Consider the following 14,390-nt stretch of genomic DNA (forward strand, 5'->3'; position numbering starts at 1 on the left):
TTATGTCTGGCGGCTTATCCCGGCGAACCGAGAAATGTCTTGATAAGATTATGTTTTTATAAAACCTGCTGATTTTTCAGCCGATATTGTTCAAAGATAATTAATGTTTCATTGACGGCGTTAATTTCGCACGCGATGGCGGCAATCAGCTGCGCGACATCGTGTCCTTCCTGCTGGTGTTTCTCCAGCTTGCGCCCCAGCTCCATCAGCGCGCTGGCATTAAGAATACTGGCACCGCCTTTCAGCTTATGGCCAAGCTGTGACAGCGCGTGAGCATCAGTGGTTTGCTGCAGCGCCGCCAGCAATTCATCGTGGCTGGTGCGAATACTTTCCAGCAGGGTGATGCAGCTGGCGGGATCGCGCTCAGCCAGCTGCATCAGCAGCGGCGCAAAAGTCGGAACCGCCACAGGGGCCGGCAGCGCGGCGACGGCGGTATCAGCAACAGGTTGCCCGGTTACGCCGGCTGCAGCCTCGCTGTCAGGAGCGTTTGGCGTGCGGCGCGGACAGTGGGTGATTTGCGCCAGCAACGTATCCAGATTCAGCGGCTTGAACAGACAGTCGTTCATGCCAGCCTGCAGGCAGCGCTGCATGATGTGCTGCTCGGCGGAGGCGGTCAGGCCGTATAGCGTGATCGGCGGCAGATGATGGTGGCGTTCATGCTGGCGCAGCGCCTGGGCAAATTCAAACCCGTTCATACCGGGCATATTGCAGTCGGTAATGATCAAGTCAAAGCGCAGCGGATCCTGCTGCCACAGTTTCAGCGCTTCGACGGCGCTTTCGCTCACCACCACCTGATGGCCCGCCAGCTCCAGCTGTTTACCCAGCAGCAGGCGATTAGGCGCATGATCATCAATCACCAGCACTGACAGCTTGTCGGTGACCAGCGGCTGTGACAGATGCGGTTGGGTTTGATCGCGCGGTTCGCCGGCCGGCGCGCGGAAGTAGAAGGAGAACACCGATCCTTCACCTGGCGTACTCTCCACAATCAGTTCGCCATCCAGCAGCTCTGCCAGATTGCGGCAGATGCTCAGGCCAAGACCGGTGCCAATCTGCTGCTGCTGACGTTCACCGACCTGGACAAATGGCTCAAAGATCGCCTGCTGCTGCTCCTCAGTCATGCCGCAGCCGTCATCGCTCACTTCTATGACGAACTCACAACCTTCCTCTTCCTGGCCAATCCCCTGCATCAGCACCACGGTTACGCTGCCGCGATCGGTAAATTTAATGGCGTTACTCAACAGGTTAGACAGGATCTGGTTGATCATCAGCGGATCGGTCTGTACCCAGTAGGCCGCGATGTCCATCTCTACGCGCAGATCGATCCCTTTGCTTTCGGCCTTGTTGCGGAACAGCGTCACCGCCTGATCGATCACATCCGGCAGGTAAACGGTTTCCGGCGTGGGTTGATACTGGCCAGATTCGATCTTTGACAGATCGAGGATATCGCCGATCAGCGACAGCAGCGCACGCGCCGAACTGTAGGCGACGCGAATATTCTCTGACAGCGTCTCACACGGCTGCGAGCGGGTTTCCAGCTCCAGCAAACCAATGATGGCGTGCAGCGGCGTGCGGATCTCATGGCTCATGCTGGCGAGAAACTCACTTTTGGAGCGGTTGGCTTTGTCTGCGGTGTCCTTGGCCAGCTGCAGCTCCTGCAACAGCGCGTTACGTTCGGTGACATCGACCCAGCCGCCGATCACCCCGGCAACTTCCCCCAGCCGATCGCGAAATGGCAGCGTCCAGTGATACAGATGGAAGGCCTGCTGGCCAAACATCAGCTGGACGTCGCGCATTACCGCTTCACCATCCAGCAGTGTCTGCTGATAACCATCTTCGATTGTGTGAATGCTGGCGTTATTGGTGTTGAATACGTCCGACAGTCGTTTGCCGATTACCTCGTCGCGTTTGATGTGCAAAAAGCGCAGATAGGCATTGTTACAGTCCACCAGCCGCGTTTGCTTATCGCGGATGTACATTGCCACCGGCGAGTCATTAAACAGCGTGTGGGTAAAATTGAGCTGATTTTTCAGCGCATTCTCTGCCTGCATTCGCTGCTGAATCACTTTGCGCAGATGGTGGTTCCACAGCAGGATCAACAGAATCAATCCCAGCGATACCGAAACAATCAGCAGAATCGTTTGCTTATAGTTCTGCCACGAGCCGCTGAGAAACGGCGGTTCCGCCTGACGCCACTGCGCCATCAGCTTAAACAGCGTTTCCGGCGGGATGGCCAGCAGCGCTTTATCGAGAATGCTGACCAGCGTCTCATTGCCTGGCTCTACGCGCATCACAAAGCGCGCGGGATCGGCGCCCAGCGTACCCTCGACGATCAGCCCGCTGCCAAAATGGTTGCGCAGATGGTAGTCGGCAAAAATTTTCGGCACGATCACCGCATCGACCTTGCGCGCCAGCAGCTGGCGCAGCGCATCCAGCGGACGATCGGTATCGCTGACCGACAGGTGCGGATAGTGCTCCTGCAGCCAGCTTTTCATTAGCGGATTTTTTAGCATCAGCGCCGAACCAAACGGAAAGGTGTCGCGCGCCATAATGTTTCCCGGCTGCTGATTGCGGATGATCACCCAATGCGAAACCAGCCACGGACGCGTAATCAGAGCCGGTTGTGCTTCGAACTGAGGCTCCAGAATTTCCAGCGGAAACAGCTTTGGCAAAGAACGTCCGCCGGGGTGTTCATTACTGGCGTGCGCCACAAAATTCAGGCCGGTCTGGCTGGTGATCAGCTCCAGCACGTCCGGCGCCATGCCGCGAAACTGCTCTGCCGGCGTCCGGCTACTGAGCGGTGCCTGTGCCAGCGGCAAGGTGGTCTCGATGTGTATGTTGTTTTGCAGCCACTGCTCTTCGTCGGCGGTCAGCGCCAGCGGATTGCGTTGTAGTACATGATGGGGATCGAGCTGCCAGCGTTTGGCAATCTGCATGCGGATAGACAGCGGAATCTGCGGCAGCGCCTGGTTGATGGCGTCGGCCAGCGCAGGATACAGCGGACTGATGCCGAAACCGACGTTGAGCGGAATCGTATGCTCATCGGCCAGAATAGTAAGCGCGTTGGCAAACAGATAGCGGTTGAGGTGTGTCAGCGTCGCCGCATTTCCCCAGACGCGCGCCGTCTGACCATAAACGGTGGCGGCGACGGCATCATAGTAGCCCGGGAAACGCACCAGCTGCGCGTTTTCGTATGTCTCTTCCAGGTACTGGCGCTGCAGCGGCGTGCCTGACCAGGCGATTTGCTCGGGCATGCCGTTATTGAGAAAAAGGTCGCTGTCGGTCTTCAATCCCATCACGCTGTAATCCAGCATCCACGGGGCGCTGGCCAGCAGCGGCTGCGACTGTGACGATGGCTGGGCGACGTAAATCGCCAGCATATGCATTTCGCCTTTCAGCACCGCCTGCTGCGCGGCGCTATGACTCGGGAAGTGATAAAGCTCAATACTGGTCTCCAGCATGCTTTGAATCAGCGACAGGTAGTCGGCGCTCAGGCCTTCGAAGCGGCGCGTATCGGTATCCATATATATTGGTGGCTGTGATTTACCGGCCACTGCGACTTTAATCACTTTATTTCGAAAGGCAGAAGAGATGGGCTCAGCCAGCTGCAGCGCGGGCTGTGCGGTATCGTAACGCGCTAAAAGCTGCAATGGTTTGACCTGCGCCTGCAGCGCGCCGGCAAAAAAAATAAACAGGACCACGCCCGTCAGACGGATGAAATTAACAGGATTAAACACCGTGCGTTCCTGAAGAAAATAAAGTCATTAATGCCGATAAGGGAAAAGGAGTATAAAGAGATTTTTCCCGCCTGCCTGATCTAATGCCGCATTAAGGATATTTTGCGACCATTCTCGAATGTTTAACTTATTATTAACATCCGTGGTTTTTTTTAGATATTGCTTTTGCTTTGATTTCAAATATTTCAACGGTTTATCCATAAAATGACCTTTCAAGACAATTCTTATGTGGTCCATTCGCAGAGTTACGTCAGAATTTTCGCAGTTTTTCCGGGGCCGCTAACCGCTGCTGTCCATTCATCTGGTAAAACTACCTTTTAATTAGCGGTAATAAGTTAAACGCGTAAGCAAAATTCTAATTTTTGTTAACCTGGTGACGTTTGGTTTAAACCGTTGCAAGCGATTTTCCCGGCAGCGGTCAGCGCATACTTTCAGGTCATTTTCACTGGTGTGGTTATCAGTACTGGACAAAATTGAGACTGTAATAAAGGAATAAAAGAATGGTATATGCACATAATAAACAGGTGCGTGTCGCTGTCCTTGATGATCACCCGATGGTTCGTACCGTTTTCGAGTTATGCCTGAAACACGAACCCGATATTCATCTGGTCGGGACCTGGTCTTCAAGTAATGAATTGTTTAGTCAGCTGCGCAGCACTACGGTGGATGTGCTGGTGCTGGACTTTTTGCTGGGCGAGCGGGAACTGGATGGCCTGGCCCTGGTGAAACAGCTGCGAAATCACTATCCGCAGCAAAAGATTTTGATCTCATCGTCCATGGAGAGTCCGGCGATTGTCAAAATGGTGCTGAGCGCCGGCGTTAAGGGCTTTATTGGAAAAAGCCACAATATGCAGGAGATCGTCCAGGCGATTCGTCAGGTGGCGCAGGGGCGGCTATTTTTGTCGCAGGAAGTGGCGTACGAGGTGGAAAACCTCTACGTGATGAATGAAGACGCCATCAACGAAAACCTCGATCTCTCCAGCAAAGGCAATATGTATGAGAAGGTCAAAACCCTCAGCCCGCGCGAAGTAGAAGTGGTGCGCTGTTTTCTCGATGGGCTCAGCGTGTCGCAAATCGCCGTGAAGTTTAAGCGCAGCCGTAAAACCGTGAGCGGACAAAAGCAGTCGGCGCTGAAAAAGCTCGGCCTGCGCTCGGATTCGGAATTGTTCAAATACAGCCACGACCTGATGTCGGGCAGCTAATCTTTCTTTAAGGCGGTCAGGGATGGCCGCCGTCTGCTTTTCCGCCTCTCTGCATCACGTTCCCGGTAACAGCCGTTTTGTAACATCGCTTTGAGTGATGTCCGTCACAGTTTCGCCGGCCGTATCCCGCTGTGATAGCCCCCATTGCTACAGCACTGAAGGGGCTACAATGAACATTGAAACGCAATCCTGCGTCATTACCGGCAAAAAACAGGTCAGCGTCGCACAGCAGCAGGTGCAGTGGGACGGCACCGGCACGCTGGTGCGCATCACGCGCGGCGGCATCTGCGGGTCCGATCTGCACTACTATCAGGAAGGTAAAGTCGGCAGCTTCGAAGTGAAGATGCCGATGATCCTCGGCCATGAAGTGATCGGCTACGTGGTGGAGAGCGACGATCCGCAGCTCCAGCCCAACCAGAAAGTGGCGGTCAATCCCTCAAAGCCGTGCGGCAGTTGTAAATACTGCCTGCGCGAGCAGCAAAATCAGTGCACCTCAATGCGCTTTTTCGGCAGCGCCATGTATCTGCCGCACGTGGATGGCGGCTTCACGCAATACAAAGTGGTCGATAGCGCGCAGTGCGTGCCGTTTCCGCAGGAGGCAGATGACAGCGTAATGGTGTTTGCTGAACCACTGGCCGTGTGCATCCACGCCACGCAGCAGGCGGGCGATCTGAGCGGCAAAACCGTGTTCATTTCCGGCGTCGGGCCGATTGGCTGTCTGATTGCCGCCGCTGCCAAAGCCCGCGGAGCCGCGGAGATTATTTGCAGCGATATCAGTGAACGCTCGCTCAGCCTGGCACAGCAGATGGGTGCGACCGGCGTGATCCACGCGGCTAACGGTGATTTCACGCCCTACCTTGCAGATAAAGGCTTCTTTGATGTCGCTTTCGAGGCTTCCGGCCATCCATCTTCGCTGCAGCGCTGTCTCGACGTGGTGTGCGCCAAAGGCACGCTGGTACAGGTTGGCATGGGCGGCACCATTCCGGATTTTCCGCTGATGACGCTGATCGCCAAAGAGATCAATCTGGTCGGTTCTTTCCGTTTCACCCACGAATTCAACACGGCGGTTGACTGGCTGGCACGCGGCGTGGTCAATCCGCTGCCGCTGTTCAGCGGGGAGTATGACTTACAGGATATCGACGCGGCGCTGCAGTTTGCCGGTGATAAAACCCGGGCGGCGAAAGTCCAGTTAACGTTTTAAGGAGTCAGTATGAGTCAGCTATTTTCCCTGGCGGGCAAGCGTGTGCTGCTCACCGGTTCGGCGCGCGGCATCGGTTTTCTGCTGGCGCGCGGTCTGGCGGAGGCGGGCGCGGAAGTGATCATCAACGCCACCACCGAGGGCGGCGCAGAGCAGGGCGCGGCGAAACTGCGCGAGCTGGGTTATCACGCGCGGGCGAAGGCCTTCGACGTCACGCAGTCGGCGCAGGTTCAGCAGGCGGTGGAGGAGATTGAAAGTCAGTGGGGCGCGATTGATATCCTGGTGAACAATGCCGGCATTCAGCGCCGCCGGCCGTTTCTTGAGTTTCCCGAGCAGGACTGGAACGACGTGATTGCCGTCAACCAGACAGCAGTGTTTCTGGTGTCACAAACCGTGGCGAAAAGAATGGTGCAGCGTCAGCGCGGAAAAATCATCAACATCGGCTCAATGCAGAGCGAACTGGGGCGCGACACCATCACGCCGTATGCCGCCTCCAAGGGCGCGGTCACCATGCTGACGCGCGGCATGTGCGTGGAGCTGGCGCGCCACAATATTCAGGTTAACGCCATTGCGCCGGGCTATTTCGTCACCGAGATGACCCAGACGCTGGCTGACGATCCGGCCTTCACCGGCTGGCTGACTAAACGTACACCGGCCGCACGCTGGGGCAAGCCGGAAGAGCTGATTGGCGCGGCGGTGTTCCTGGCGTCGGGCGCATCTGATTTCGTCAATGGCCATCTGCTGTTTGTTGATGGCGGTATGCGCGTCGCCGTGTAATGCCGTGGCGCGGCTGGCGTAATTGCCGGCGCGCGCCTAAACCTTAAACACCCCTCTGTCTTCCTAAGGATAATAAAAAATGCCAATAACCATAATTGTGCTGGGTGTGATACTGCTGCTGGTTCTGATGATTGTCTTCAAGGTCAACGGCTTCATTGCGCTGGTGTTTGTCTCGGCGGTGGTAGGTATCGCCGAAGGCATGACGCCGCTCAATGTGATGGCCTCGATTCAGAAAGGTATTGGTTCCACGCTCGGCGGCCTGGCGATGATCCTCGGCTTTGGTGCCATGCTCGGGCGGCTGGTGTCCGACACCGGCGCTGCCCAGCGGGTGGCCACCACGCTGATTGCCGCGTTTGGTAAACAGCGGCTGCAGTGGGCGCTGGTGGTCACCGGACTGATCGTTGGTCTGGCGATGTTCTATGAAGTCGGTTTTGTACTGTTGCTGCCGCTGGTGTTCACCATCGTTGCGGCAGCCGGACTGCCGCTGCTGTACGTCGGCGTGCCAATGGTGGCAGCGCTGTCGGTGACGCACTGCTTCCTGCCGCCGCATCCCGGCCCAACCGCCATTGCCACCATCTTTGGTGCCAATCTCGGCACCACGCTGCTGTACGGCTTAATCATTACCATCCCGACGGTGATCATTGCCGGCCCGCTCTTCTCAAAGTTTCTTAAAAGCTTTGAAAAGTCGCCGCCGGAAGGGCTGTATAACCCTAAAATCTTCACCGAAGAGGAGATGCCGGGCTTCTTTATCAGCATCTTTGCCGCAGTGATTCCGGTGGTACTGATGGCGATTGCGGCAGTCTGCGAACTGACGATGCCGAAAGAGAATGCGCTGCGCCAGTTCTTTGAATTTATCGGCAACCCGGCGGTGGCGCTGTTTATCGCCGTGGTAATTGCGGTGTTTACCCTCGGTCTGCGCAACGGGCGCAAAATGGAGCAGGTGATGGATATGTGTGGCGATTCGATTGCCGCCATCGCCATGATCGTCTTTATCATTGCCGGCGGCGGCGCCTTTAAGCAGGTGCTGGTGGATAGCGGTGTCGGTAATTACATCGCCGATCTGATGAAAGGATCATCGCTGTCACCGCTGCTGATGTGCTGGACGGTGGCGGCAATGCTGCGCATCGCGCTGGGATCGGCCACCGTCGCGGCGATCACCACCGCCGGCATCGTGACGCCGATCATTGCCGCCACCCATACCGATCCGGCGCTGATGGTGCTGGCGGTTGGTTCAGGCAGCGTGATCGCTTCGCACGTGAACGATCCGGGTTTCTGGCTGTTCAAAGGCTATTTCAACCTGAGCGTGGTTGAAACCCTGAAAACCTGGACGGTAATGGAAACGCTGATCTCCATCCTCGGCCTCGCCGGTGTGCTGGCGCTCAACGCCATCATTCACTAAGGCCCGCGCTTCACAGGGAGGTGAAGCGTGCTTACGCGCGGCGGCGAATCCACGAGAAACGTGACTGATAGCCGCTGTCAAAATGGGTGTTATAGCGATAGCTCGAACCCGCCTCCGCCATGCAATAAGTACACACCGCCACGCGATCAATCTGCGCCGCCGGAATGCCGCGCTGTAACAGCAGGCTCTGCGCCAGCTGAGGCAAATCAAACCATACTCCCTGATGATGCGCCTGTGCCTGAGGTCGGATCGCCTGCGGATTATGCGGCTGTTGCTGTGACCAGCTTAGCGCCGGCAGGTCCGGGCGCTGCTGCATCTGTGCGATGCGATCAACGCCCAGTTCATAGCAGCACGGGCCGATTGCCGGACCGATCGCCACCAGCAGGGATGCCGGCGTCGCGCCACCCGCCATCAGTTGATCGAGGGCACTGCTCAGCACGCCGCCGAGCGTACCCTGCAAGCCGGCATGTACCGCCGCCACCTGATGCGTTTTCACATCGGCGAACAGCACCGGCAGACAGTCAGCGGTGTAAACCGCAACCGGCTGATGATCGTCACCGATCACCCCATCGGATTCACAACTTTTCGGCGGCCGGTTTTGTCCGGCCAGCACCACTTTTGCGCTGTGCCGCTGCTGTCCGTACGCCGCAGCGGCCGGTGCCGGCTGACCGGCAGGCTGGAAGGCATACTCCAGCCAGCGTTGACTCTCCAGCAGCGCCGAGCGCGGCCCGCGATTATCCATAAGTGTCTCCTGTGACCTGTCCCCGGTTTTCCTCTGCCCACAGCTTACGTTAACTGCTACATTTTTAAAGCTTTACAAAAACTGACCATAATCACTTAAGGACGACATGATGAAAAACACCTCCTGGCTAACCGCGGCAGGCCTGATTGCCCTGACGCTCACCGGCTGTGCCCAACCGCAAAAACAGCAGGCTCAGCAGCAACTTGGTCAGCAGTCGGTGCTGGCAGTCAACTGGTTTCAGCAGTCTGGCGAGTATCAGGCGCTGAGCTGGCAGGCGTTCAACACGGCACGCATGGCGTTTGATAACGCTCCTTCGCTCACCGGCAAACCCAAAGCGGTGATTGTTGATCTGGATGAAACCATGATCGATAACAGTGCCTACAGCGCGTGGCAGGCAAAAAACGGCCAGCCGTTCTCCGGGAAAACCTGGTCAGCGTGGACGCAGGCGCGCCAGGCGACCGCGGTGCCCGGTGCCGTCGAATTTGCCAACTACGTGAATAGCCACGGCGGCACCATGTTCTACGTCTCGAACCGCGATCAGAAAGACTACGCGGCCACGGTCGATAACCTCAACAAGCTGGGCTTCAGCGGCGTAAGCGACAAAACTGTGCGTCTCAGTACCGGCAACTCCAACAAACAGGCGCGTTTCGACGCAATTAAAAATGCCGGCTACAACGTGGTGCTGTATATCGGCGATAACCTGAATGACTTCGGCGGCGCCACCTGGCATCAGGGCAACGCGCAGCGCCAGCAGTTTGTCACGCTCAACCATCAGCGTTTTGGCACCCAGTTCATTGTGCTGCCCAATCCACTGTACGGCGACTGGGAGAGCGGCATGGCTGAAAACTACAATAAGTTAACCCCGGAACAGCAGCTGCAGGTGCGTGAATCCCGCATGAAAGCCTGGAACGGTAAATAATTCGTCAAGCGAAATAGCGCCTGCCCTGGCGGGCGCTTATTACAGGCGGTCAGCGCCAGTGATATTTACGTTTCTTTGTAATTATTATTCTGCTTATCATTTTCCCGATCTCTTACTTAATCTTTCCGCCGCCTTCAGTGAAATATCACCGCAAATAACGTTAAAACCAGCTGATAACACTATTCATAAATTTAGTAATTAGGATTTTTCTCAGCGAGCAGAGCATAATCCACCATACCAGCGTAAAGGCGCAAAAGTTTTACGTGTATATATTTGTCAGCGCATCCGAAAGGCGTTTTAAAAATTAATTTTAATAATCTGATTATATTGATTTTTAATAAGGGACTCTCTTTTTGCGTCACTTGCATTAACTTACTTTGCCATGACATTTGCTGACACTTATTTTACATAAGGTCGCTTCTTCTGCCTGGCTGAAATATTCCTGGTGCAAACCAATTCATAAGCGTCTATAACCAATTTCTGTGAGAAAGCGCCGTATTCACCTGCCACAGAACGCTAAAACCGTGCTGCGCCATGCATTTATTTGCCCGGAAGCGCTATTTGCGGATACAGAGAGAAGATAATTGTGACGACCCTTAAACCCTTATTAGCGAAAAATCGCAGTTGGGCACTCCAGCGCCGCGAGCGTAATCCAGATTACTTTGAACAATATCTGCATCAGCAGAAACCCCACTCCTTATGGATTGGCTGTTCCGACAGTCGCGTACCGGCAGAAGTGCTGACCGGCTCGCATCCGGGCGAGCTATTCGTGCACCGCAATATCGCCAATATGGTACTACCCGATGATGACAACTTTCTCAGCGTGCTGCAGTACGCGATTTTTTATCTCGGCGTCGAGCGCATTGTGCTGTGCGGTCACTACGGCTGCGGCGGCGTGCAGGCGGCGCTGGGTCTGCCTGCCAGCCCGTTAGCGCAGGAGGATTCGGCGCTTGCCCGGCGCATTGCCGCGCTGCGCCGCGCGTTGCAGCAGGGATTAGTGGCGTATCACGCCAGTCCCGCGCAGGAAGAGGAGAGCAGCAAGCTTAACCGGCTGGTTGAAGCCAATGTTATCGCCCAGTTTAGCCAGCTGGTGCGCTGCGAGCCGGTGCAACAGGCCTGGCAGGCCGGACAGCAGCTGGATGTATTTGGCTGCGTATATGACCTGCAGTCCGGCCATCTGAAAGAGTTAATACAGCAATCGTCAGAGGAACCCTCATCATGAATCTGCAAACGCTTCGTCAGGATATTCCTGCTGGTCTGGTGGTGTTTCTGGTGGCGCTGCCACTGTGTCTGGGCATCGCGCAGGCCAGCGGTCTGCCGCCCTTTGCCGGTCTGCTCACCGGGGTGATCGGCGGTCTGCTGGTTACCGCGCTCAGTCCCTCGCGCTTTGCCGTGAGCGGCCCGGCGGCGGGGCTGGTGACTATTGTTGTGGCGTCAATCCAGACGCTCGGCAGCTTTTCCGCGTTTCTCACCGCGCTGATTCTGGCTGGCGTGCTGCAGTGCATGCTCGGCCTGCTGCGCGCCGGTCGTTTTATCTCACTGGTGCCAGGCAGCGTCATCAAAGGGATGCTGGCGGCCATTGGCCTGCTGTTGATTATGCAGCAGATTCCCGTGGCGCTGGGCGCAGCGAGCGATGCCGGTCTGCAGTCGCTGGTTAGCGGGGAGTTTTCGTTTTCGCTCAGCGCGATGCTGGTGGCTGGTAGCGGGCTGCTGATTCTGTGGCTATGGACCACGCCCGCGATCAAGGCGGTTAAAGCGCTGAGCTGGATCCCCGGCCCGCTGGTGGCGGTGCTGTTTGGCTGCCTCGCCACGGTGTTGGGCGATCGCCTGTTTCCCAGCCTCGGCGAAGGCCTGCCGCGTATCGTACTGCCGGCGTTTGACAGTATGTCGGCGCTGGTGGCGGAGCTGGAAACCCCAGACTGGCTGGCGTGGCAGAATCCGTCGGTGTGGGTAGTAGCGATTACGCTGGCGCTGGTGGCCAGCCTTGAAACGCTGCTCAGCCAGGAGGCGCTGAAAAAACTGCGTCCGCAGCACCCGGCGGCGTCACCGAATAAAGAGATGTTCGCGCAGGGCATCGGTAACCTGACCGCTGGCTTGCTCGGCGCGATGCCCATTACCGCGGTGATTGTGCGCAGTTCGGTCAACGTCAGCGTGGGTGCCCAAACCAAACTGTCGATTCTGCTGCACGGCGTGCTGCTGCTGATTTGTGGCTTGTGGTTCAGCGCCCTGCTTAACGCGATTCCGCTCGCCAGCCTGGCGGCGGTGCTGCTGTATACCGGCTATAAGCTGGCAACGCCGCGCCTGTTCGTCGAACAGATTCGCATGGGCGCGCAGCAGTACGTGCCGTTTCTTGCCACCATCGGCGGCATCATTGTGTTTGGCATGCTGGCCGGGATTGGTATCGGTATCGCGACGCAGATTCTGTGCAGCATCTACCAAAGCCACCGCAACGCGCTGCAGCTTACCCGCTATGACGACCATTACGTGCTGCGCTTTCAGCAAAACCTGACCTTTATGCACAACCCGAAGTTGCAGGGGCTGCTGGCGGAGATCCCGGAAAATAGCGTGGTGATTGTCGATCACGATAACGCCGAGTATATGGATCCGGACGTGAAAGCGGTGCTGCAGGATTTCGGGGATAGCGCCGGTGAGCGCGGCATCCGGCTGAGCCAGTGGCCGGTGGCGGTGAAATAACGTTCCCGCGCGCACTCATGCAGTTTTTTTCGCCAGAATCGGATATCCCGGATATCCGATTTTTTTATTTATACGGCATAATTGCCGCTCACTGCGCCTGCCTGTTTCACATGCTGCCGGCGGGGCTGGTAGCTCGTCTCTGGCTTTCATGGCAGAGTGAGCGCCGCTCAGTCGCAGAGCAGGGCGACGAATACCGGGTTAATTAGCGAATTATCGCACGGATTTTTCAGGTTAAATGATTGCTGATGCCAGCGACGGATGGCAGCGATTTCAGGTTACAGGGTTCAGACGTATGCGCGTTAAGCTGTTTGAAGAGAATAATGTTAAAAAGAATGCTCTTTCGCTGTGTCTTATTACGCTGTTCTTCTGCTTTATTGGCAGCCACCTGCGTATTCCCGAAGAGTTTTCCCTGTTCTGGCCGGTGAATGCCCTCATCGCCGGTTTGATGGTGCGCAACCCGTTTTTACACACCACCTCCAGTTATCTGGTGTGTTTTGCCGCCATGATTTTCAACGATACGGTCTTTTCCGGCTGGGCACTGCCAGCGGTGACGATTAATTTTGCCAATATCCTGTTTATTCTGGTGTCAGTCAGCATGCTGATTAAGCATCTGCAATCGCCAACCGCAAACAGCCAGGTGTTCAACGCCATGCGCATCTTTCCGGCGTGCCTGCTCGGCGCGGCAGCCTGCGCCACCTGGGGGGCGTGGGCGCAGGATATCGACTTCAACGCGCGCTTTGTGGTGGCGTGGGCCGACTGGTTCAGCGAGCAGTTCTCCACCTCGCTGATGCTGCTGCCGGTGATGCTGACGCGTCCGCTGCGCAGCGTGCCGCTGCGGACGCTGATTCATCCGGCCAGGCTGCTGCCGCTGCTCGCCGTGGCGCTGTCGCTCACGGTGGGGGCGCTGATTGGTGGCGCGGGCAGTCTGACCTTCCCGGTACCGGCGCTGATCTGGTGCGCCATTGTTCTGCCGATTCCGATCACCAGCCTGGTGATTCTGTTCACCGGCATCACCGAGATTGTGCTGGTCTCGCACGGCGTGATGAATATTCAGGGCGATGATTCGCTGCTGCCCATCAGCCATCTCACTTCTGCACGGCTCGGCGTGGCCACCGTGGCGCTCAGCCCGCTGCTGGTGGCAGTGAGCATGGACGCCATTCGCCAGCTTAACCATCGGCTGGCATTGCGCGCCAATTACGATTTCCTCACCCAGCTACTGTCGCGCTCCGGCCTGTATGAAAACCTGCGCCAGCAGCCGTTTTCCCTGCAGCGTGAAGCCGGCGTGATTATGCTGGATGTCGACTACTTCAAAGCCATTAATGACAATTTCGGCCATGATGCCGGCGATGGCGTGCTTGAGGAGATTGCGCGTCGTATTCAGCACGTGGTCGGCAGTCGTGGCCTGGTGTGCCGCTTTGGCGGCGAAGAATTCGTGGTGGTGGTGTTTGATTACACCCACAGCCAGCTGTTTCAGCTGGCTGAAGTGATTCGTCAGGCAATGGTGAAAGAGAAGTTCTGGATTCAGGGCAACACCGTGACCGTGACGGTCAGCCTCGGCCTGGCGCGCGGCGGTGCGGTTAACGAACGTGAATGGCCGGGGGTAATCAACCGGCTGGTGTCAGCGGCTGATAAACACCTTTACGTTGCCAAGCGCAACGGCCGCAATCAGACCTCACCGGCAATCGCGCCGCGCAGCATGGCGCATGACGTGGCCTGAGCCACGCC

11 protein-coding genes are annotated in these 14,390 nt (G+C 56.8%); 8 read left to right on the forward strand and 3 right to left on the reverse strand.

Annotated features, from left to right (window positions below; all coding sequences use genetic code 11):
* Positions 1 to 56: 56 nt before the first annotated feature.
* Both AC6I8P_RS02515 and AC6I8P_RS02520 read right to left on the reverse strand, forming a co-directional pair.
* Complete coding sequence (locus AC6I8P_RS02515) at positions 57 to 3,734, reverse strand: ATP-binding protein (RefSeq protein ID WP_481657275.1); 3,678 nt, start codon at positions 3,732 to 3,734, stop codon at positions 57 to 59.
* A gap of 27 nt (positions 3,735 to 3,761) precedes the next feature.
* Positions 3,762 to 3,935, reverse strand: coding sequence for a hypothetical protein (locus AC6I8P_RS02520; protein WP_158252665.1), 174 nt, complete (start codon positions 3,933 to 3,935; stop codon positions 3,762 to 3,764).
* Between the two features lie 299 nt (positions 3,936 to 4,234).
* Here AC6I8P_RS02520 and AC6I8P_RS02525 point away from each other — a divergent pair, with 299 nt between their 5' ends.
* The 4 genes from AC6I8P_RS02525 (at position 4,235) to AC6I8P_RS02540 (ending at position 8,310) form a co-directional block, all read left to right on the forward strand.
* On the forward strand, positions 4,235 to 4,936 hold the full coding sequence (locus AC6I8P_RS02525; RefSeq protein ID WP_058759838.1) for a response regulator: 702 nt from the start codon (positions 4,235 to 4,237) through the stop codon (positions 4,934 to 4,936).
* Between the two features lie 169 nt (positions 4,937 to 5,105).
* Positions 5,106 to 6,137 carry an L-idonate 5-dehydrogenase gene (idnD, locus tag AC6I8P_RS02530; RefSeq protein ID WP_058771317.1) on the forward strand — a complete coding sequence of 344 codons (1,032 nt, stop codon included), beginning with the start codon at positions 5,106 to 5,108 and terminating at the stop codon, positions 6,135 to 6,137.
* 9 nt (positions 6,138 to 6,146) lie between these two features.
* Positions 6,147 to 6,911, forward strand: a complete 765-nt coding sequence (gene idnO / locus AC6I8P_RS02535) for a gluconate 5-dehydrogenase (RefSeq protein WP_058759836.1) — start codon at positions 6,147 to 6,149, stop codon at positions 6,909 to 6,911.
* A gap of 79 nt (positions 6,912 to 6,990) precedes the next feature.
* Positions 6,991 to 8,310: a gluconate:H+ symporter gene (locus tag AC6I8P_RS02540; RefSeq protein WP_481657277.1), complete on the forward strand. Its 1,320-nt coding sequence runs from the start codon at positions 6,991 to 6,993 to the stop codon at positions 8,308 to 8,310.
* Positions 8,311 to 8,341: 31 nt separating this feature from the next.
* Here the strand turns inward: AC6I8P_RS02540 and AC6I8P_RS02545 are convergent, their stop codons facing one another.
* Positions 8,342 to 9,052, reverse strand: coding sequence for a purine nucleoside phosphorylase YfiH/LACC1 family protein (locus AC6I8P_RS02545; RefSeq protein ID WP_421039849.1), 711 nt, complete (start codon positions 9,050 to 9,052; stop codon positions 8,342 to 8,344).
* Between the two features lie 109 nt (positions 9,053 to 9,161).
* Between AC6I8P_RS02545 and AC6I8P_RS02550 the strand changes: the two genes are divergently transcribed.
* The 4 genes from AC6I8P_RS02550 (at position 9,162) to AC6I8P_RS02565 (ending at position 14,382) form a co-directional block, all read left to right on the forward strand.
* On the forward strand, positions 9,162 to 9,971 hold the full coding sequence (locus AC6I8P_RS02550) for a 5'-nucleotidase, lipoprotein e(P4) family (protein WP_127834803.1): 810 nt from the start codon (positions 9,162 to 9,164) through the stop codon (positions 9,969 to 9,971).
* 580 nt (positions 9,972 to 10,551) lie between these two features.
* The gene (locus AC6I8P_RS02555) at positions 10,552 to 11,193 is read left to right on the forward strand and encodes a carbonic anhydrase (protein WP_058771348.1); all 642 of its coding nucleotides are present in this window, start codon (positions 10,552 to 10,554) and stop codon (positions 11,191 to 11,193) included.
* Positions 11,190 to 12,665 (forward strand): SulP family inorganic anion transporter, encoded by a 1,476-nt coding sequence (locus AC6I8P_RS02560; RefSeq protein ID WP_477530163.1) that lies wholly within the window; start codon positions 11,190 to 11,192, stop codon positions 12,663 to 12,665. The genes AC6I8P_RS02555 and AC6I8P_RS02560 overlap by 4 nt, the downstream gene beginning before the upstream one ends.
* Positions 12,666 to 12,957: 292 nt before the next feature.
* Positions 12,958 to 14,382, forward strand: coding sequence for a GGDEF domain-containing protein (locus AC6I8P_RS02565; RefSeq protein WP_058771312.1), 1,425 nt, complete (start codon positions 12,958 to 12,960; stop codon positions 14,380 to 14,382).
* Positions 14,383 to 14,390: the final 8 nt, after the last annotated feature.

The sequence above is a fragment of the gamma proteobacterium symbiont of Lampromicra miyakona genome, from assembly GCF_059730895.1.

What these genes read in the sequence shown, in the direction of transcription:
- AC6I8P_RS02520 (WP_158252665.1), bottom strand. Translation starts at nt 3,935, where the DNA reads ATGGATAAACCGTTGAAATATTTGAAATCAAAGCAAAAGCAATATCTA.
- AC6I8P_RS02525 (WP_058759838.1), top strand. Translation starts at nt 4,235, where the DNA reads ATGGTATATGCACATAATAAACAGGTGCGTGTCGCTGTCCTTGATGAT.
- idnD (WP_058771317.1), top strand. Translation starts at nt 5,106, where the DNA reads ATGAACATTGAAACGCAATCCTGCGTCATTACCGGCAAAAAACAGGTC.
- idnO (WP_058759836.1), top strand. Translation starts at nt 6,147, where the DNA reads ATGAGTCAGCTATTTTCCCTGGCGGGCAAGCGTGTGCTGCTCACCGGT.
- AC6I8P_RS02540 (WP_481657277.1), top strand. Translation starts at nt 6,991, where the DNA reads ATGCCAATAACCATAATTGTGCTGGGTGTGATACTGCTGCTGGTTCTG.
- AC6I8P_RS02545 (WP_421039849.1), bottom strand. Translation starts at nt 9,052, where the DNA reads ATGGATAATCGCGGGCCGCGCTCGGCGCTGCTGGAGAGTCAACGCTGG.
- AC6I8P_RS02550 (WP_127834803.1), top strand. Translation starts at nt 9,162, where the DNA reads ATGAAAAACACCTCCTGGCTAACCGCGGCAGGCCTGATTGCCCTGACG.
- AC6I8P_RS02560 (WP_477530163.1), top strand. Translation starts at nt 11,190, where the DNA reads ATGAATCTGCAAACGCTTCGTCAGGATATTCCTGCTGGTCTGGTGGTG.
- AC6I8P_RS02565 (WP_058771312.1), top strand. Translation starts at nt 12,958, where the DNA reads ATGCGCGTTAAGCTGTTTGAAGAGAATAATGTTAAAAAGAATGCTCTT.